Source organism: Streptomyces rhizosphaerihabitans (assembly GCF_025399795.1).
Lineage (GTDB): Bacteria > Actinomycetota > Actinomycetes > Streptomycetales > Streptomycetaceae > Streptomyces > Streptomyces rhizosphaerihabitans.
In genome coordinates this window covers 49,484-68,478 of the sequence record NZ_JAODTZ010000039.1, presented here as the reverse complement: position 1 = coordinate 68,478, position 18,995 = coordinate 49,484, and the positions used below count along the sequence as shown (strand labels likewise).

The following is an 18,995-nucleotide window of genomic DNA, read 5'->3' as shown; positions in this document are numbered from 1 at the left end:
GCCATCAGAAGACCACCACCGAGCGCAGTACGTCGCCGCCGTGCATCCGCTCGAAGGCCTTCTCGACCTCGTCCAGTGCGATGGTCTCCGTGACGAAGGCGTCCAGATCCAGTCGGCCCTGCAGGTAGAGATCGATGAGCATCGGGAAGTCACGGGAGGGCAGGCAGTCGCCGTACCAGGAGGACTTCAGCGCGCCGCCCCGGCCGAAGACGTCCAGCAGCGGCAGTTCGAGCTTCATCTCCGGGGTCGGTACGCCGACGAGGACGACAGTGCCGGCCAGGTCGCGGGCGTAGAAGGCCTGCTTGTACGTCTCCGGGCGGCCGACCGCCTCGATGACGACGTCCGCGCCGAAGCCGCCGGTCAGCTCGCGGATGGCCTCCACCGGATCGCCCTGTTTGGAGTTGACGGTGTGGGTCGCGCCGACCTTCTTCGCAGTCTCGAGTTTCCGGTCATCGATGTCGACCGCGATGACGGTGGCCGCCCCGGCGAGCCGGGCGCCGGCGATCGCCGCGTCCCCCACACCACCGCAGCCGATGACCGCCACGCTGTCACCGCGTCCGACGTTGCCGGTGTTGATGGCCGCGCCGATGCCCGCCATCACTCCGCAGCCCAGCAGTCCGGCGGCGGCCGCCGATGCCGCCCGGTCGACCTTGGTGCACTGCCCCACCGCCACCAGCGTCTTCTCCGCGAACGCGCCGATACCCAGGGCCGGGGACAGCTCGGTGCCGTCGGTCAAGGTCATCTTCTGCTTGGCGTTGTGGGTGTTGAAGCAGTACTGCGGCCGTCCACGCAGACAGGCCCGGCACTGCCCGCACACGGCACGCCAGTTGAGGATGACGAAGTCACCTGGAGCGACGTCGGTGACGCCCTCCCCCACCGACTCCACGACACCCGCGGCCTCGTGGCCCAGCAGGAACGGGAAGTCGTCGTTGATGCCACCCTCGCGATAGTGCAGATCGGTGTGACAGACCCCGCAGGCTTCGATCTTCACCAGCGCCTCGCCCGGGCCGGGGTCGGGCACGATGATCGTTTCCAGGCTGACGGGGGCGCCCTTCCCCCGCGCGACGACAGCACGGACCTGGTGAGTCATGGCCACTCCTCAGCTGGTACGAGATCTGATTCAAATGTTGCTTATTACGGCACGTATCTCACGTGTCGCAACACAGCATTATGGAGGGCCGAGCGGGGGTCAAGGATCCGAACACACAGAACGCCGACTGGACAGGGGCGCCCCTGCCCCTCATCGGCACCCGTGCGCCCGCAGGCGGCCCTGAAGGTCGGCCCGACTCAGGTCGACGACGGTCAATGGTTCGACATGCTCGCCGACCAAATCCGCAGCAAAGACGGCCCCCCTCGTGTCCGGCCTGTTCATCTCGCCGCACTCCGATCCCGAACCAGCGAATCAGCCAAGGCCGTTGATGACGACCGAGGCACCGCACGCCGGGACCGTCCGCCTCATCTTCGACTGGAGACCATCCTGCCTCCTCTCTCAATCCAAGATCCGGACCAGTCGCGGGCCAAAGCACCGCGCAGAACCTCTGGCGTACGCCATCTGCGCAGGTCAGCAGGCAGCACACCCGTGTACCACCAGCAGACGAAGAATCTGCTGACTGCCACTCACCCGTTCTGAAGCAGAGCCCGACTTGCCGACAAGCCGCTTCCGGGACCCGCCGCTACAACTGCACTCTCCCCATGGCGGTCCGCCCAAGGGGTGAGTAGGGCAGCAGCAGCACGCCGGGGCATTGGCGGATTCCCACAAAGCCCCCTCGTCACGAACCTCTCCTCAGCATCGCTGCCCAGGCACGTGGTGGTGCCTTGCCCCAGCACAAGGCACCAAGGTCAGCATCGGCCTGGCCAACACGCGAGCGGCAGCTCCGGGGCGGGTGCTCCAACAGCTGCGACAGCAACACAATAGTGCTGACGTTCCGTCAGGAAAGTCAGCACTGGGTCAGCATCAGGCTGACTAAACCCGTCTACAGATGGCGAGACATGCGAACGCAGCTTTGTCCCTCGATGTGTTCCCGAGGAGCGATCGCCCCTCGGGAACACCGGGTGCCGAGCGGGGACAGCCGCCCCGCGGGAGGCGTGCGCTAGAGCTGGAACCCCAGGTCAGCGCACCCTTCCGCGCGGTTTCAGCGGGCCAGGCGGGAGTTCGGGAGCGGTCAGTGGTGCCCCGTCGTACCCCACCACCTCACCGAATCGGGAGCCCTTCATCCAGTCCGAACGGGCCTGGGCGATATCCTCGTTGGACCGCCCGATGAAGTTCCACCACATGATCAGCTCTTCCTCGAACGGCTCACCGCCCAGGAGCATGAGGCCGGCGTCCGTCGTGGCGCGCAGCGGGAGCTCGGTGCGGCCGCAGCCGAGGTAGAGCATCGAGCCGGGGACCACCGGCACTCCGTCGACATGGGCCTCACCGGACATGGCGAGCACGGCGTACTCGAAGTCGGGCTCCAGCGGCAGGCGTACGTCCGCACCGCTCGCGAGGGCCAGGTCGGCGCCGACGATCGGCGTGTACGTCGTGCCGGGCGAGGCCGTGCCGTCGAGCGTGCCCAGCAGGAGCGTGGCCCGCAGGCCGGGGGCGGTGACGACGGGCAGTTCGGCGTGGTGTTCGAACCGCGGGTCGGTGTGCCGGTGGGTGTCCGGCAGGGCGACCCAGAGCTGCGCTCCGTGCAGCAGGCGGGAGTGCTCGCGGGGGCTCTCCTCGGAGTGGCTGATGGCGTGACCCGAGGTCATGAGGCCGAGTTCGCGCGGGCGGATCGTCTGGAGGCTGCCCGTGGAGTCGCGGTGCAGCACTTCACCCTCGTGCAGCCAGCTGACCGTCTGCAGGCCCATGTGCGGGTGCGGCGGAACCTGCATGCCGGGCTCGTCGGCGATGTCGTCGGGCCCGTAGTGATCGACGAAGCACCACGCGCCGACCATCCGCCGGCCCAGGTTGGGCAGCAGACGGCGGACTTCGGTGGACTCGCCGAGCTTGACCCGGCGGGGGCTGAGGAGTTCGCGCACCGGCTCGGCCACCACGAACCCGCGGCCACCGCAGGGGGCGGGAACCGCCTCCCGATCAAGATTGCTCATGGCGCCCAACCTAGCCCGTCGGGGACCTCTCGTCAGGCTATCGATCCGCCCATTGAGGGGCACTTGGCTCAGAACCGGCACTGAGGCCCGGGAGACGGGCCCCAGGTCCGTACGCCATACGGCGGGCCGTTCGAGGAAACAGTAGCCATGTACATAATAGCCATGTACTGTTTCTTGTATGAGTTCAGCGAAGTCGGTATCCGAGTACGCGACGCCCGGTTTCCTCGTCTGGCGCCTGTCGATGAAATGGCGTGTCGCGGTCGACCGGGCCGTGGGCCCGCTGGGCCTGACGCACGCGCAGTACTCGCTGGTGGCGTCGCTGTACAGCATGAACCGGGACGGACATCGGCCCAGTCAGCGCCGGCTCGCCGACCACACCGGACTCGAACCGCTCTACGTCTCGAAGCTGGCCCGCTCCCTGGAGACGGCGGGCCTTCTCGACCGCACCCGGGATCCGGCGGACCCCCGTGCGGTGCGGTTGTCCCTCACCGAGGACGGGCGCGCGACCACCCTCCGTGCGATCACCGTGGTCCAGGGCCTGCTGGAGCAGCTTCTCGAACCACTGGGCGGTCTCGGCGGTGAGCGCACACGGGCGTTCAGCCGCGAGGTGGCCGCCCTGCTCGACGTACAGCTCGATCCGCACACCGGAGCCGAGCCGCGTTCCGGCGAGGCTCCCCTCCCTTCCGATTCCGAAGAGGCTTCACCCGAGGAGTAGTCATGACCACCCCTGTTCCCCCCGTCAACGGCCAGGTCATCGGCCTCGCCCACTACGCGAGCCGCGCCGCCCTGGAGCGGGTGCTGGCCCGCAGCGGCACCACCTTCGAGCAGTCCGTGGCCCTGCGGGCCGTATCCGACAACGGCGGCACCGTCGAGCGCGCCCGGCTCGTGGGCCGGCTGACCGGCGGACTGAAGATCGAGGAGTCGGCGGCCCGGCGGACCGTCGAGGAGATGACGGCACGCGAGCTCCTGGTGGAGCCGACGCCCGAGCAGGTGTCCCTCACGGACGGCGGCCGGGAGCTGTTCGAGTCGATCCGCACCGCCGGCAACGCGATCGCCGCCCGGGTGTACGGCGGGATCCCGGCCGAGGACCTGGCGACCGCCGGGCGCGTGCTGGCCCTCGTCACGGAGCGGGCCAACGCGGAACTCGCCGACGCGTAGACACCCCGGGGCACCCTTGGGCGCTCCCCGACGGTTCGTGGAATATTCAACCAACCGGCCTGGTTGTGGCCCGTCGAAGGAGGTCAGTGGTGGACATGACGTACTACGACCACGGGACGGCCGCGGAGCGCTGGGATCGGGCGCAGCTGTTCTTCGAGGCCAAGGACTACGCCGCGGCGGCGCGGGTGCTGGGCGGACTGGTCGAGGAGGTGCCGGAGCAGACCGGACCCCGGCTGCTGCTGGCGCGCTCCTACTACCACTCGGCCCAACTGCGCCGCGCCGAAGCCGAGTTGCGCGCGCTCGTGGAGCTCGACCCGGTCGAGCACTACGCCCGGCTGATGCTGGGACGCACGCTCCAGCGCCTCGGCCGGCCCGACGAGGCGGCGTCGCACCTGCGGATCGCGTCCGCACTCGCGGGCGACTTCGACCTCGACTCCGAACGGGCTTGATCCGATCCGAACCCGGGTGATTCCGGGTTCGGGGCCCCTGCCGGGAAGGCCGGTCACCTCGGTGACCGGCCTTCCCGCGTGCCGGGCGACCCGACAGCCCGGGCGGCGGGTGCGGGCTAGCCCGAGGGGAGCGCCTGCGGCGGGTGTGGATGGCCGAGGGGCCTACCTGCGGTGGGTACGGGTGGGGTCGAGAAGGGTGCCTGCGGCGGGTACGGGCTGGGCCTAGGGGGGCGCCTGCGGCAGGTACGGGTGGGCCCGAAGGGGGCGCCTGCGGCGAGTACGGGTGGGCCCGAGGGCGTACCCGCAGCGGTACGGACCGGACCGAACAGGCCACCGCCGCGTGCCGGTACGGACCGGACCGGACCGGACAGGCGACACCGGGTCAAGGTTCGCGTCAACCCGCCGCCACTGTGCGCCCGCTCCTCCGGTGTGCGATCTCTCCGAGGAGCACGTCGACGGCGATGAACACGGTGAGCGGGATGCCCAGCAGCGGGACGAAGTAGCCGAGGACGGCGACGGCCGCGAGCGCCGGGACCAGGATCTGCGGCGGCACGTGCTGCCAGGCTCCGCGCGGGATCGGCCGGCCGAACGCGGAGGCACGGCCGCGCAGCCACCACATGCGGTAGCCCCACACGATGAGCAGGATCAGCGAGAGCGCGAGCGCCATCAGGGCGATCTGGTTGACCAGGCCGAAGAGCGTTCCGGTGTGGGCGTCGATGCCCCAGCGGGTCAGTTTGGCGAGCAACGGGTAGTCGGCGAAGCGGAGTTCGTCGACCACTTCGCCGCTCGCCGGGTCCACGGCCACCGCGTCCTGCTTCTCGGGCCAGCTGCGCTGTATCTGCTTCACGACGTACGCCGAGGACGCGTCGGCGGGCGGAACGATCTCGACGGGGTCACCGAGGCCCTTGGCGCGGGCGGCCGCGAGGATCGTGTCGAGGCCCTGCGAGGCCGCCTTCTTCCCTTGACCGGTTCCGGCGCCGGTTCCCGAACCGCCGTGGCCCGCATGGTCGCCGCTGGTCGTCGCCGAGATCGACGGGGTGGCCTGATGGAGCGAGGTCCGCAGGGTGTCGATGTTGGCCCCGGCGTACGTCGACCAGGTCAGGCCCGTCGCGGAGAGGAAGACGAACCCGACGGCCGCCCAGACGCCGACCGCGCCGTGCAGTCCGAGGGTGCGGCGGCGGCCGCTGGTTCCGCGCACCTTGCGGCGGTCCCGGCGGCGGCCGAACCACAGCACAAGGCCGCCGCCCGCGATCACCCAGAGCCAGCTCGCGGCGAGCTCGCTGTACAGCCGGCCGCTCTCGCCCAGCCGGAGGTTGCCGTGCAACCCGTCGAGCCAGGTGCGCAGCGGCAGCGCGCCGGTGGAGCCGTACTGCTCCAGTGAGCCGCGCACCTTCGCCGTGTACGGGTCGACGAACACCGCGAGGGTGCGGTCGGGGTCGACACCCGGGACGCCGGAGAGCAGGACCCGCGTGGTGGCGCCCGCCTCCGGGGAGGGGCGGACGGCCGAGACCGTGCCCTCGGGGTGGGCTGTGCGGGCCGCCGCGACCTGCTCGGACAGCGACAGTCCGTGGTCACCGACGGGGACGGTCAGTTCATGCGCGTACACGATCTTCTCGGCCTGGAACGAGGCGGCGTAGAGCAGGCCGGTCGTGGCGGCCACCAGCAGGAAAGGGGCGACGAGCACGCCCGCGTAGAAGTGCAGGCGCAGGATCAGCGGGCGCAGGACGGACCGGACGCTTCGCACCGGTGCGGGTGCGGCGGGCCGCGGGGTCGCGTCCGTCGCCGGGGAGGGAGTGGTGGACATCGGCGGTGTTCTCCGGTCGGGCAGGGGACGGAAAGGGGCCGTGGGCCGGGGAGTTGGGCTCCCTTCGCCGGTGGCGGTCCAGTAGTCGGGGCGCGCGGGCGGCGAGTTCCCGGGCCTGCGTGTGGCCTGCGTCACACGGTGAAAGTCACGGGACTCGCCCTGCGCCGCCTCGATCGGCTCGATCCGGCTTGGCATCCTGGCGCGATGGCATCCGAACGCGACCGCAGCGCCCCGCGCATCACTCTGAGCGACCTGGTCGAGGAACTCCTCGGCCATGAGGGTCCGTTGCCGATCGTCGCGGCCGGTGACCCGGTGCTGCGCCGGGGCGCGGAGCCGTTCGACGGGCAGTTGGATCCGGGGCTGCTGGCCCGGTTCGTGGCCGCTCTGCGCGCCACGATGCACGCGGCGCCGGGAGTCGGCCTCGCCGCGCCCCAGGTCGGCGTGCCGCTGCGGATCGCCGTCGTCGAGGACCCGGCGCCGGTGTCGGACGAGGTGCGCGTCGTACGTGGGCGGGTGCCGCAGCCGTTCCGGGTGCTGGTCAATCCGTCGTACGACGGGATCGGTCCGGGGCGGGCCGCGTTCTTCGAGGGCTGCCTGAGCGTTCCGGGCTGGCAGGCCGTGGTGGCCCGGCACACCGAGGTGCGGCTGACGGCTCTGGACGAGTACGGGCGAACGGTCGACGAGGTGTTCAGCGGCTGGCCCGCGCGCATCGTCCAGCACGAGACGGATCACTTGGACGGCACGCTCTATCTCGACCACGCCGAGCTTCGCTCGCTCTCCTCGAACCAGGCGACAGCGGAACTCTGGGCCCAGCCGACGCCGCAACTGGCAGCCGAGGCACTCGGCTTCACCCTGCCGGGCTGACGTCCTGGCAGGACGTCACGGGCAGGACGTCACGGGCAGGACGTCACGGGCAGGACGTCACGGGCAGGACGTCACGGGCCTACCGGCCGGACGCCATCGAGCCCCACCGGCCGGACGCCGTCAGGTCACCGGCGGGACGCCGCCGAGCCCACCGGTGGACGCCACCGGGTCGCCGGGCGGACGCCAGCGGCCCACCCGGCTTGTCGGGCGGGCCGCTGGACCGATCAGCCGCCGAACCGTCGGACCGCCACACCACCGAACCGCCGCGCTGTAAGACAGCGGAGTGCCGGAGACCTTCCGCCTGCCGGGTCACCAGATTCGCGCTCACCCGGTCACCGGGGCACTCGGTGACCCGGTCGCCGGGGCACCCGGTCACCGGTCGGTGCGGCGGGATGCCCGCGTGGCAGGCGCTCGCCGGGATGACCCGGACGGCAAATCGGAGGCGGTCCGGCGTCGGTCCGGTTAGCCTGGCCGTATGTCTACGCCCCGCGTCTCTTAGCTCGAGGACCCGCTTCCACGCCACCCGTGTGTCCTTGAGCCGATTGACTTCTGGAGCGTTTTCCCATGATCACCGTTCGCGGTGTCGACGTGCGCGTAGGCGCCCGTCTGCTGCTGTCCGGCCTCTCCTTCCACGTCTCCCCCGGCGACCGCATCGGCCTGGTCGGCCGTAACGGTGCCGGCAAGACCACCCTCCTGAGCACGCTCGCGGGGCAGCAGCGTCCCGCCGCCGGATCCGTCTCCCGCACCGGGGCGGTCGGTTACCTCCCCCAGGACCCGCGCGCGGCCGACCCCGCGGTGACCGTCACCGACCGGATCCTGTCGGCCCGGGGCCTCGACCGTGCCGTACGGGCCCTGCGGGCGGCCGGGACCGCGATGGCCGACGGATCCGAGCGCGCGATGAACGCCTATGCGCACGCCGAGGCCGAGTTCCAGGCGCTCGGCGGGTACGCGGCCGAGGCGGAGGCGGCCCGCCTCGCCGCGGGCCTCGGGCTGCCCTCCCGGGTGATGGACCAGCCGATCGGCACGCTCTCCGGCGGGCAGCGACGCCGGGTCGAGCTCGCCCGCATCCTGTTCGCGGACAGCGGCACGCTGCTCCTCGACGAGCCGACCAACCACCTGGACGCCGACTCGATCACCTGGCTGCGCGGTTTCCTGAGCGGTCATCAGGCAGGGCTCGTCCTCATCAGTCACGACACCTCCCTGTTGGCCGACGTGGTCAACCGCGTCTTCCACCTGGACCCGCACCGCGCGACGCTCGACGTCCACAACACCGGCTGGGCGGCCTACCTCGCCCAGCGCGACGCCGACGATCGGCGGCGGGTCCGGGAGCGGGCGAACGCCGAGCGGAAGGCGGCGGCGCTGCACGCACAGGCCGACAAGATGCGCGCGCATGTGTCGACGGCCGTCGCGGCGAAGAACATGGCCCGCCGTGCCGACCGTCTGCTCACCGGACTGGAACCGGTCCGGCAGGCGGAGAAGGCCGCCCGGATCCGGCTGCCCGAACCCGCCCCGTGCGGACGGATGCCGCTCGGCTCGGTCGCACTGACCAAGTCGTACGGCGATCTGCGGGTCCTTCGCGGCGTCGACCTCGCCGTCGACCGGGGCAGCCGCCTCGTGATCCTCGGCCCGAACGGCTCGGGCAAGACCACGCTGCTGCGTCTGCTCGCCGGTCACGACAGCCCGGACAGCGGGCGGGTGGTGCGCGGGCACGGTCTGCGCCTCGGCTACTTCGCGCAGGAGCACGACACGCTCGACCCCGCCGGCACGGTCCGCGGCCAACTGGCCGCCGCCGCGCCGCATCTCACCGACGGCGAGGTGCGCCGGGTGCTCGGCTCGTTCCTGTTCACGGGCGACGACGCCGACAAGCGGGTCGGTGTCCTCTCGGGAGGCGAGAAGACCAGACTCGCCCTCGCGGGGCTCGTCCACTCCGGCGCGAACGTGCTCCTCCTGGACGAGCCCACCAACAACCTCGACCCCGCCTCCCGCGCCGAGGTCCTCGCCGCGGTGGCCACGTACCCGGGCGCGCTCGTGATGGTCACGCACGACGCGGGAGCCATCGACGCCCTGCGGCCGGACCGGGTGCTGCTCCTCCCGGACGCGGACGAGGATCTGTGGAGCGAGGAATACCGGGAGCTGGTGTCACCGGCCTGACACCCGGGAGTACGACGGCACACGGGGCGGCGCACGACGCTGTGCCCCGTGTGCTGCCCCGTGTGCTGCCCCGTGTGCTGCCCCGGGTCGCGCGGCGCGCGTGGCCCCGGCGTCCCCGCTCGGGGCCACCCGAGCGGGGACGCCCGTGTGCCGTAGGCGTCGGCGCGTCACGCGTCCCGGTACGCCTCCAGGAGCCTCAGCCACACCTCGCTGACCGTCGGGTAGGACGGGACGGCATGCCACAGGCGGTCGATCGGCACCTGACCGACGACGGCGACGGTCGCGGAGTGGATCAGTTCGCCCACGCCGGGACCGACCAGGGTCAGACCGAGGATGATCCGGCGGTCGAGGTCGACGACCATACGGGCCTTGCCCCGGTAGCCGTCCGCGTACAGTCCGGCGCCGGCCACCGAGGCCATGTCGACGTCCACGGCCCGGACCCGGTGGCCGGCCTGCTCCGCCTCCGCGAGGGAGAGACCCACGGCCGCCGCCTCGGGGTCGGTGAAGACGCACTGCGGGACGGACGCGTGGTCGGCGGTCGCGGCGTGCGCGCCCCAGGGGTCCGTCTCCAGCAGCGGAACCCCGGCGGCGCGGGCGGCGATGGCGGCGCCCGCGATCCGGGCCTGGTACTTGCCCTGGTGGGTGAGCAGGGCACGGTGGTTGACGTCGCCGACCGCGTACAGCCACTCGCTGCCGATGACCCGGAGGCTGTCATCGACCTCGATCCACTTGCCCGGCTCCAGGCCGACGGTGTCGAGGCCCAGGTCGTCCGTGCGGGGCGCGCGGCCGGTGGCGAAGAGGATCTCGTCGGCCTCGATGCGGTCACCGGTGTCCGTCAGGGCGACCACGGTCGAGCCCTCGCGCGAGACCGCGGTCACCGACGTCCCGGTACGCACGTCCGCGCCCGCCTCGGTCAGCGCCTCGGCGACCAGTTCCCCGGCGAAGGGCTCCATGCGGGGCAGCAGGCCCTTGCCGCGGACCAGGAGGGTGACCTGGGAGCCGAGGGCCTGCCAGGCCGTGGCCATCTCGGCGGCGACCACACCGCCACCCACCACGATCAGCCGTCCGGGCACGGCGTGCGCGCTGGTGGCGTCGCGGCTCGTCCATGGCTTGACCTGGGAGAGTCCCGGCAGATCGGGGAGCAGGGCGCGGGTGCCGGTGCAGACGGCGACCGCGTGCCGGGCGGTCAGCACCCGGCGTTCGCCGTCGGGCCCGTCGACCGTCACGGTGCGCGATCCGGCGAGCCGGCCGTGTCCGCGGTAGAAGTCGGCTCCGATGCCGTCCAGCCAGGCGAGCTGGCCGTCGTCCTTCCAGTTCGAGGTGTAGTAGTCGCGGTGGGCGAGCACCGCGGGGGCGTCGAGGGGGCCCTGCACCGCTTGGGAGAGGCCGGGTACCCGGCGGGCGTCGGCGCGGGCGATGACCGGGCGCAGGAGAGCCTTGCTGGGCATGCACGCCCAGTACGAGCACTCGCCGCCGACCAGTTCGCTCTCCACGACCGCGGTGGAGAGGCCGGCGGCGCGGGCGCGGTCGGCGACGTTCTCCCCCACGGGTCCGGCACCGAGCACCACGACGTCGTAGGCGATGGATTCCGTTTCCGTCATGGGGCCAGTCTGGTTGCTGGTGTGCGCCGTGGCCACACGGGTACGGGCGCGGAATACGCCCCCTACGGGTGGCGTTGTGGAAACCGGCATGACCCGGACATCAGGAAGAGGGAAAAGGAATGAGCAGCACCGTTGAGCTCACCAAGGAGAACTTCGACCAGACGGTCACGGACAACGGGTTCGTCCTGATCGACTTCTGGGCGTCCTGGTGCGGGCCGTGCCGTCAGTTCGCCCCGGTCTACGAGAAGGCCGCCGAGGCCAACCCGGACCTGGTCTTCGCCAAGGTCGACACGGAGGCGCAGCCGGAGCTGGCGGCCGCCTTCGACATCCAGTCGATTCCGACCCTGATGATCGTCCGTGACCAGGTCGCGATCTTCGCCCAGCCCGGGGCACTGCCCGCCGCCGCCCTGGACGACGTCATCGGACAGGCCCGGAAGCTGGACATGGACGAGGTCCGCAGGTCGGTCGCGGCCCAGCAGGCCAAGGGCACCGAACAGGCCCAGGGAACCGAGCGGGTCGACGGCGCCGAGTAGGCCCCGAACCACGTACGCGCGAGCCCGGGGCCGGGTGCGCCCGAGCCCCGGGGTCTAGAACGGGTACGCGGCCACGTCCCCGCGCACCGTCGTCCACCGTATGTCGGTGAAGGCCTCCAGATTGGCCTCGCCGCCGAAGCGGGCGCCGGTGCCGGAGGCGGCGGTACCGCCGAAGGGCGCGACGGCCTCGTCGTTGACGGTCTGGTCGTTGATGTGGGCGATACCGGTCGGGATGCGCTCGGCGAGGTCCAGGCCGCGTGCGGTGTCCCGGGTGACGATGCCCAGGGAGAGGCCGTACGGTCCAGCGGAGGCCAGGGCTGCCGCCTCGTTGAGGGTGTTGAAGGAACGCACCGGCGCGACCGGGCCGAAAACCTCCTCCGCGTACGCCGGGGTCGCGTCGTCGACTCCGGCGAGCACCGTCGGCCGGTAGAAGAGCCGGTCGTGCGTGCCGCCCGCCGCCAGCTTCGCGCCACCGGCCGTGCTGGACTCGACCAGCCCCCGAATCTTGGCGAGTTGGGCCTCGTCGATGATGGGGCCGAGGTGCACCTGTTCGCGGTGCGGGTCGCCGACGGCCAGCGAGTCGGCCTTGGCGGCGAGCCGTTCGACGTACTCCTCGTACAGCGAGGCGTGGACCAGATGGCGGCCGGTCGTCATGCAGATCTGGCCCTGGTGGAAGAACGACCCCCAGGCCGCCGTGGAGATGACCGCGTCGAGATCGGCGTCCTCCAGGACGACCAGGGCTGAGTTTCCGCCCAACTCCAGGTGTGCGCGCTTGAGATGGCGGCCTGCCGCCTCACCGACCGCGCGTCCGGCGGCGGTCGAGCCGGTGAAGGAGATGACCGGGACCAGCGGGTCGGCGACCAGGGCCCGGCCGGCCTCGGGGCCGCCGGGCAGCACCTGCAGCAGCCCGTCGGGAAGCCCCGCCTCGGCGAAGACGGCGGCGAGCGCGAGGCCGCCGCACACGGCCGTGCGCGGATCCGGCTTCAGAACGACCCCGTTGCCGAGCGCGAGCGCCGGGGCGACCGAGCGGATCGAGAGGATCAGCGGCGCGTTGAAGGGCGCGATCACGCCCACGACACCGACCGGTACACGGCGCGTGTACGACAGGCGCGGCGCCTCCGAGGGCAGGACCTGGCCCGTCGGGCGCGAGGCGAGGGCGGCCGCCTCGTAGCACTCCTGGGCGGCGACGTGCAGCTCGAAGTCCGCCTTGCCCGGGATGGAACCGGACTCCCGCACGATCCAGTCGCGCAGCTCGTCGGCGTGCGCGGCGAAGAGGTCCCCGGCCCGGCGCAGTACAGCGGCTCGCGCGAAGTGCGGGGCCTTGGCCCACTCGCTCTGCGCGGCGCGGGCGGTCCGCGCGGCCGTCGCGATGTCCTCGGCGGCGGCGAGCGTGACGGTGCCGAGGCTCTCGCCGGTGGCGGGCTCGGTGACGGTGTGCTCATCGCCCGAGAGCGGGCGGGACTGCCAGGTCGTGGGGTCGAGCAACGGCATGTCGGCTCTCCGATCGTTCACTGATCACCAGCGGGACTCAGCAGGCCCCTGCGGCTCTGGGCGAGCGGAAGTCCCGTGTAGTTCGCGGCCAGTTCGGCGGCGGCGGGACGGGATGCCGTGATCCGGCGCAGCCGCGCGAGCTGCATCCGGTGTTCGAAGGCATCCCCATCTGGTTGAGCGTGCAACATCCTAGTCATGTCGTACGAGAAGCGCGTGGCCTGCCACACCCGTTCAAGGGCCAACTCCGAGTAGATATCCAGGAGTTCGACCGATCCGGTGCGGTGCAGCTCGGCGAAGCCGCGCGCCAGGAGCCGTACGTCGGACACGGCGAGGTTGAGTCCCTTGGCGCCGGTCGGCGGCACGATGTGGGCGGCGTCCCCGGCGAGGAACAGCCGCCCGTGGCGCATCGGCTCATGGACCCAACTGCGCATCGGCGTGACCGACTTGGCGGTGACGGGGCCGCGTTCCAGCCGCCAGTCCCCGTCGACCGCGAAGCGCGCGGCCAGTTCGCCCCAGATGCGGTCGTCGGGCCAGTCGGCGGTGTCGGTGCCGTTCGGGACCTGGAGGTAGAGCCGGGACACCGACGGGGAGCGCATGCTGTGCAGGGCGAAGCCGGTGGCACCCCGGGCATAGACCAACTCCTCGCAGGAGGGCGGCACATCGGCGAGGATCCCGAGCCAGGAGTACGGGTAGTCGTGCGCGTACGAGCGGCTCGTGCCGGCCGGGAACGCGGCGCGCGCGACGCCGTGGGAGCCGTCGCAGCCCACCACCCAGTCACAGCCGAGCGTCCGCTCCCGTCCCTCGTGCACGAACCGCACGACGGGCGAGCCGCTCTCCGGCTTCTCCACGGCGAGCGCCTCGGCCTCGAACAACAGGGGTGGTCCACCATCGAGTTGGAGGGCGACGAGGTCCTTCACGATCTCCGTCTGGGCGTAGATCGTGACCGTGCGGCCGCCGGTGAGCCCGGGGAAGTCGATGTGGTGGCGCTCGCCCTCGAAGCGCAGCTCGATCCCGTGATGGACCAGGCCCTCGGCGTCCAGCCGCTCCCCCGCCCCGCAGGCGCGCAGCGCGTCGACCGTGCCCTGCTCCAGCATCCCGGCCCGCTGGCGCCGTTCCACGTACGCGCGCGTCCTGCTCTCCAGCACGACACAGTCGATCCCCGTCCGGTGCAGCAGCCGGGCCAGCAGAAGCCCTGCCGGGCCGCCGCCGATGATGCCGACCGTGGTCCGCATGACGCACCTCCGGTGTCCGATGCCGCCGGGGCGAAGCTCCGGCACGGGGACCGGCCCGACCGCGCACGGGCCGGGCGAACAGGCCCAGCCTCTCTCAGCTCGACGCGCGGTGCACGATCCGCGCTCCCAGCACCTCGTGCGTCTCGGGCTCGCGGCCCGGTTCGCGGACCGCGCGGTCGACCAGTTCGGCGAGGTCGCGGCCGGAGGGCAGCTCGATGTGGACGGTGCTCAGCCGGGGCCGGAGCAGCCGGCCGAGCATGAGGTCGTCGGCGCCGACGACGGCGGTCTCGTCCGGTACGGCGACCCCTTCGTCCTGAAGGGCGCGCATGAGGAGCATCGCGTACTCGTCGTTGTACGCGAAGACGGCGTCGAGGCCCAGCTCACGCCAGCGCGCCGCGAGCCGGGCGGCGTCCTCCTCCTCGTACGCCAGGGGCAGTTCGGCCACCGTCGCGTCCGTGCCGCGCAGGGCCCGCCGTACGCCGTCGAGGCGGGGCCGGGCGAAGATCTCCAGGCCGCTCTCCTCGGGCATCACCACGCCGATGCGGCGGCGGCCCCCGGACAGCAGATGGACGCCCGCGCAGTGGCCGACCCGGCCGTGGTCCATGAGCAGCGCGTGGGCACCCTCCACCCGTTCGGGGCCCAGCGTGACCACGGCGCGGGCGCCGGCCCGCTTGAGGACCGCCACACCCTGCGGGCCGAGCCCGCTGCCGGGCACCAGGACGGCGACCGGCCGCAGCTCGGCCCAGGCGCGGGCGGCCTCGTCGCCGCGCAGACCGACGCTGCCGTACTGCACGACGGTGTAGTCGAGCCGGCCGAGCGCCGACTGGAGTTCGGTGAAGAACTGGTGGTAGAGCGGGCCCACGGGCACGGTCGGGGCGGGCATCAGGACCATGCGGCTGTGTCCGGCGCGCAGGCTGCGGGCGGCCGCGTGCGGGACATATCCGAGTTCCTCGGCGGCCTCGCGGACCCGGAGCCGGGTGGGTTCACTGATCCGGACGGCGCTGGTGTTGTTCAGGACGTACGAGACGGTCGCGCGCGAGACACCCGCGAGGCGTGCCACATCGGCACTGGTCGGCACGGGTCGCTGTGCGGGCGCCGGCTGGGCGGACTGCTTCGGTATCTGCACCATGACGTACCGCATCCTTCCAGGGGCCCGAACGCCGCTGTGTGCCGGGGCCGTCCGGGCAGCTCCCCGGATCACGGAACTACCGCTTCCGCAAAGGAGGTTGCGTGTCCCGTACCGGTGAACCTGCCCAGAGGTTACCGTTCGGTAGACAACGTCTTCGGAGGTGACCCGGATGGCTCCCGACCGTGCCCCAGGACTGACGGAGAGCGCGCGTGCGCTGGCCGCCGGTGAGGTGAGTTCGCGCGAGCTGGTCGAGCGGACGCTCGCCCGGATCGAGGCGGCCCGGCCCACGGTGAACGCCTTCCGGCTGGTGCGCGCCGAGGCCGCCCTCGCGGAGGCCGACGCGGCGGACAGGGAGCTGGCGGCGGGCCGGCGGCTGCCGCTGCTGGGGGTGCCGCTGGCGGTCAAGGACGACATGGACGTGGCGGGCGAGCCGACCGCGTTCGGCTGCCCGGGCGACTTCCCGCCGGTGGCGAAGGACGGCGAGGCGGTACGCCGGCTGCGCGCGGCCGGCGCGGTCGTGATCGGCAAGACCAACACCTGCGAGCTGGGCCAGTGGCCCTTCACCGAGGGCCCCGCCTTCGGCGCGACCCGCAATCCCTGGCACCACGGGCACACTCCGGGCGGCTCCTCGGGGGGCTCCGCGGCGGCCGTGGCCGCCGGTCTGGTGCCCGCCGCGCTGGGCTCGGACGGCGCGGGCTCCGTGCGCATCCCGGCCGCCTGGACCCATCTGGTCGGCATCAAGCCGCAGCGCGGCCGGATCTCGACCTGGCCGCGCCCGGAGTCCTTCCACGGCATCACGGTCAACGGCACGCTCGCCCGCACGGTCGCGGACGCGGCCCTGCTGCTGGACGCGGCGAGCGGCAGTCACGCCGGCGACCTGCATCGGCCCGCCACGCTGCGCGTCAGCGACGCCGTGGGCCGCAATCCGGGCCGGCTGCGCATCGCGCTGTCGCTGAAGCCGCCCTTCACCGCGGTGCCCGCACGGCTCGACCCCGCCGTACGCGCGAAGGTCCTCGCGCTCGCGGAGCGGCTCGCCGGGCTCGGTCACACGGTGGAGGAGGCCGAACCGCGCTACGGGCGGATCGGGCTCACGTTCGTCCCGCGCGCCACGGCCGGCATCGCGGAACGCGTGCGCGACGCGCCGTTCCCCGAGCTCCTCGACCGGCGCACCCACGACGCCGCGCGCCTTGGCCGGCTGCTCGGCGGGGCGCCGCTGCGGGCGGCCCGCCGTGCCGAGGCCGCGCTGCAACAGCGTGTCGGCGCGCTCTTCGACACCTACGACGTACTGCTCGCGCCGACCACCGCCGCTCCCCCGCCGCGGATCGGCGCGATGCTCGGCCTGAGCGGCTTCGGCACCGACCGGGCCATGATCGCCGCCTGCCCGTACGCCTGGCCGTGGAACATCCTCGGCTGGCCGGGCGTGAACGTGCCCGCGGGCTTCGTCGGCGAAGGGCTCCCGGTCGGCGCGCAGTTGCTCGGCCCGGCGGACAGCGAGCCGTTGCTGGTGTCGCTGGCCTCGCAGTTGGAGGCGGACCGGCGCTGGCACGAACAGTGGCCGTCATACGAAGCCGCCGCCGACTCCCCGGCTGTGTAGGGGAGTTCCGGCCTTACCGGGGCTCTTACAGAAAGCCCCGGCGTTCACGCCGGGGATGAATGCATCTCAAGGCTGCTTTGGCATGCGCTTTGGAGCGGGTGTTTTTGCTGCTCGATGTACTGGCGAACGCTCGCCGAAGGTGTTTCGCCGCACGATGCGGAGAAATAGGAGGGCGACCGCAGGTGCCCGTGCATGATGGCGCGGTTGATCCGGCCGGTGAACTCCTGCCGTATCCGGCGAGCGGAGACGCTCTAGGATCGTGGGTGTGCAGCTTCGCTACAACTACCGGGCCTACCCGGAGGCCTCCCAGCGCCGCGCGCTGGCGAGTGCGTTCGGGTGCGCCCGCGTGGTGTGGAACGACTGCCTGCACGACCGGAAGGAAGCGCACGCGGCAGGACTGCCGTATGTGAAGTCGGCCGAGCTGTCCCGCCTTCGCATCACCTTGGCCAAGCGCACCGAGGAACGCGCCTGGCTCGCCGAGGTGTCCGCGGTCGTCCTGCAGCAGTCCCTGCGGGACCTGGACACCGCCTACAAGAACTTCTTCGACTCGGTCAAGGGCAGGCGGCAGGGCCGCAAGGCCGGCCCTCCCCGCTACAAATCGAAGAAAGACACCCGGCAGTCGATCCGCCTCAACGCCAACGCCTTCCGCCTCCAGGGCGACGGCACGGTGTACGTTGCCAAGGTCGGCAGCCTCAAGGTCACGTGGTCCCGTCGGCTTCCGGCCGCACCCACGTCCCTGACCGTCACCAAAGACAGCTGCGGCCGGTACTTCCTCAGCTTCGTCGTGGACACCGAGCCGGACATCCTCCCTTCGCTGGAGGCCGACACCGGTCTCGACCTCGGCCTGTCCGCCTTCGCCGTCCTGTCCGACGGCAGCAGGATCGACAGTCCCCGCTTCCTGCGCCGGGCCGAGAAGAAGCTCAAGCGCCTTCAGCGGGAGCTGTCCCGCAAGACCAGGGGATCGAAGAACCGGGCCAGGGCCCGCATCAAGGTCGCACGCCAGCACGCCAAGGTGGCGGACCGGCGCCGGGACTGGCACCACAAGGCATCCACACAGATCATTCGCGACAACCAAGCGGTGTACGTGGAAGACCTCGCGGTGTCCGGCCTGGGACGCACCCGGCTCGCCAAGTCCGTGCACGACGCGGGATGGTCCGCGTTCGTCGGCATGCTGGAGTACAAGGCGGTCAAGCACGGCCGCACCTTCGCCAAGGTGGACCGGGCCTTCCCGTCCTCCCAGGTCTGCTCGGCCTGCGGATTCCGGGACGGCCGCAAGCCCCTGCACGTGCGGGAGTGGACGTGTGGCGAGTGCCACGCCGTCCACGACCGCGACCACAACGCAGCACGCAACGTCCTGTTCGAAGGACGCCGAATCGTCGCCGCCGGACGGGTGGAGACGCTAAACGCCTGTGGAGTGCCGGTAAGACGGGCACACGTGCCCGCACAGCGCGTTGAAGCAGGAAGCCCCCGGACGGGTCAGACGACCCAGGCCGGAATCCCTGGACTTTAGGCCAGGGAGCACGTCAACCTGTGACCATGGACGATGCGTCGATGGTCGGTTTGATGGGACGGGTCACCGGCACGGTCGGACCCGGGCTCGTCGGCGAGGTGATCGTCCGGGTGCGCGGCGGCGCCGAACACTTCCTCGCGTACGCGGCCGCCGCACAGGACCGCATCGAGCGGGGCACCGTGGTGATGGTGGTGGAGTACCTGCCGCCGCGCACGGTGTACGTCTCGGCCGCCTACGACAGCTGACGGGCGCGCCCCGGACGACGCGCGCTCCCCACCGTCGGACGGTCGTGGGCGCTCACTGCCCTCGCCCGCGTACGCCGCGATCCGGCCCGGATCCGGCGCGCGCGACGGCTCCCGAACGGCCCCCGACGGCTCCGCGGAACGCGCCCGGCGGAGCTACGG

16 protein-coding genes and 1 pseudogene are annotated in these 18,995 nt (G+C 71.9%); 9 read left to right on the top strand and 8 right to left on the bottom strand.

Annotated features, from left to right (window positions below):
* Positions 1 to 4: 4 nt before the first annotated feature.
* Together N4G66_RS31230 and N4G66_RS31225 are read right to left on the bottom strand one after the other, a co-directional pair.
* Positions 5 to 1,090 (bottom strand): S-(hydroxymethyl)mycothiol dehydrogenase, encoded by a 1,086-nt coding sequence (locus N4G66_RS31230; RefSeq protein WP_261707613.1) that lies wholly within the window; start codon positions 1,088 to 1,090, stop codon positions 5 to 7.
* 1,019 nt (positions 1,091 to 2,109) lie between these two features.
* On the bottom strand, positions 2,110 to 3,075 hold the full coding sequence (locus N4G66_RS31225) for a pirin family protein (protein WP_261707612.1): 966 nt from the start codon (positions 3,073 to 3,075) through the stop codon (positions 2,110 to 2,112).
* 178 nt (positions 3,076 to 3,253) lie between these two features.
* Between N4G66_RS31225 and N4G66_RS31220 the strand changes: the two genes are divergently transcribed.
* From N4G66_RS31220 to N4G66_RS31210, 3 genes are all read left to right on the top strand, one after another.
* Positions 3,254 to 3,790, top strand: coding sequence for a MarR family winged helix-turn-helix transcriptional regulator (locus tag N4G66_RS31220; RefSeq protein WP_261707611.1), 537 nt, complete (start codon positions 3,254 to 3,256; stop codon positions 3,788 to 3,790).
* Positions 3,791 to 3,792: 2 nt separating this feature from the next.
* Positions 3,793 to 4,233, top strand: coding sequence for a MarR family winged helix-turn-helix transcriptional regulator (locus N4G66_RS31215; protein WP_261707610.1), 441 nt, complete (start codon positions 3,793 to 3,795; stop codon positions 4,231 to 4,233).
* A gap of 89 nt (positions 4,234 to 4,322) precedes the next feature.
* Positions 4,323 to 4,682, top strand: a complete 360-nt coding sequence (locus N4G66_RS31210) for a tetratricopeptide repeat protein (protein WP_261707609.1) — start codon at positions 4,323 to 4,325, stop codon at positions 4,680 to 4,682.
* 394 nt (positions 4,683 to 5,076) lie between these two features.
* On the opposite strand, the gene N4G66_RS31205 is transcribed toward N4G66_RS31210, so the two are convergent.
* Positions 5,077 to 6,486 carry a PepSY-associated TM helix domain-containing protein gene (locus tag N4G66_RS31205; RefSeq protein ID WP_261707608.1) on the bottom strand — a complete coding sequence of 470 codons (1,410 nt, stop codon included), beginning with the start codon at positions 6,484 to 6,486 and terminating at the stop codon, positions 5,077 to 5,079.
* Positions 6,487 to 6,690: 204 nt separating this feature from the next.
* Here N4G66_RS31205 and N4G66_RS31200 point away from each other — a divergent pair, with 204 nt between their 5' ends.
* Together N4G66_RS31200 and N4G66_RS31195 are read left to right on the top strand one after the other, a co-directional pair.
* Positions 6,691 to 7,350: a peptide deformylase gene (locus N4G66_RS31200; RefSeq protein WP_261707607.1), complete on the top strand. Its 660-nt coding sequence runs from the start codon at positions 6,691 to 6,693 to the stop codon at positions 7,348 to 7,350.
* 564 nt (positions 7,351 to 7,914) lie between these two features.
* Entirely contained in the window at positions 7,915 to 9,501 is a 1,587-nt protein-coding gene (locus N4G66_RS31195; RefSeq protein WP_261707606.1) for an ABC-F family ATP-binding cassette domain-containing protein, read from the top strand.
* A 167-nt stretch (positions 9,502 to 9,668) separates the two neighbouring features.
* Here N4G66_RS31195 and N4G66_RS31190 read toward each other — a convergent pair whose 3' ends face one another.
* On the bottom strand, positions 9,669 to 11,102 hold the full coding sequence (locus N4G66_RS31190) for a dihydrolipoyl dehydrogenase family protein (RefSeq protein WP_261707605.1): 1,434 nt from the start codon (positions 11,100 to 11,102) through the stop codon (positions 9,669 to 9,671).
* A 119-nt stretch (positions 11,103 to 11,221) separates the two neighbouring features.
* On the opposite strand from N4G66_RS31190, the gene trxA reads away from it, so the two are divergent.
* Complete coding sequence (gene trxA, locus N4G66_RS31185) at positions 11,222 to 11,635, top strand: thioredoxin (protein WP_261707604.1); 414 nt, start codon at positions 11,222 to 11,224, stop codon at positions 11,633 to 11,635.
* A 54-nt stretch (positions 11,636 to 11,689) separates the two neighbouring features.
* Here trxA and N4G66_RS31180 read toward each other — a convergent pair whose 3' ends face one another.
* The 3 genes from N4G66_RS31180 to N4G66_RS31170 all read right to left on the bottom strand — a co-directional run bounded on the left by N4G66_RS31180 (position 11,690) and on the right by N4G66_RS31170 (position 15,487).
* Positions 11,690 to 13,126, bottom strand: a complete 1,437-nt coding sequence (locus tag N4G66_RS31180; protein WP_261707603.1) for an aldehyde dehydrogenase family protein — start codon at positions 13,124 to 13,126, stop codon at positions 11,690 to 11,692.
* Positions 13,127 to 13,143: 17 nt separating this feature from the next.
* Positions 13,144 to 14,358 carry a 4-hydroxybenzoate 3-monooxygenase gene (locus N4G66_RS31175; protein WP_261707602.1) on the bottom strand — a complete coding sequence of 405 codons (1,215 nt, stop codon included), beginning with the start codon at positions 14,356 to 14,358 and terminating at the stop codon, positions 13,144 to 13,146.
* A 94-nt stretch (positions 14,359 to 14,452) separates the two neighbouring features.
* Positions 14,453 to 15,487, bottom strand: a complete 1,035-nt coding sequence (locus N4G66_RS31170) for a LacI family DNA-binding transcriptional regulator (protein WP_261707601.1) — start codon at positions 15,485 to 15,487, stop codon at positions 14,453 to 14,455.
* Positions 15,488 to 15,656: 169 nt separating this feature from the next.
* Between N4G66_RS31170 and N4G66_RS31165 the strand changes: the two genes are divergently transcribed.
* Positions 15,657 to 17,081: an amidase gene (locus N4G66_RS31165; protein ID WP_261707600.1), complete on the top strand. Its 1,425-nt coding sequence runs from the start codon at positions 15,657 to 15,659 to the stop codon at positions 17,079 to 17,081.
* A 44-nt stretch (positions 17,082 to 17,125) separates the two neighbouring features.
* Here the strand turns inward: N4G66_RS31165 and N4G66_RS31160 are convergent.
* Positions 17,126 to 17,329 (bottom strand): annotated as a pseudogene (locus N4G66_RS31160) (transposase); the annotation flags it as partial.
* A 17-nt stretch (positions 17,330 to 17,346) separates the two neighbouring features.
* On the opposite strand from N4G66_RS31160, the gene N4G66_RS31155 reads away from it, so the two are divergent.
* Complete coding sequence (locus N4G66_RS31155; RefSeq protein WP_261707636.1) at positions 17,347 to 18,591, top strand: RNA-guided endonuclease InsQ/TnpB family protein; 1,245 nt, start codon at positions 17,347 to 17,349, stop codon at positions 18,589 to 18,591.
* 26 nt (positions 18,592 to 18,617) lie between these two features.
* Positions 18,618 to 18,836 carry a hypothetical protein gene (locus N4G66_RS31150; protein WP_261707599.1) on the top strand — a complete coding sequence of 73 codons (219 nt, stop codon included), beginning with the start codon at positions 18,618 to 18,620 and terminating at the stop codon, positions 18,834 to 18,836.
* Positions 18,837 to 18,995 lie beyond the last annotated feature (159 nt).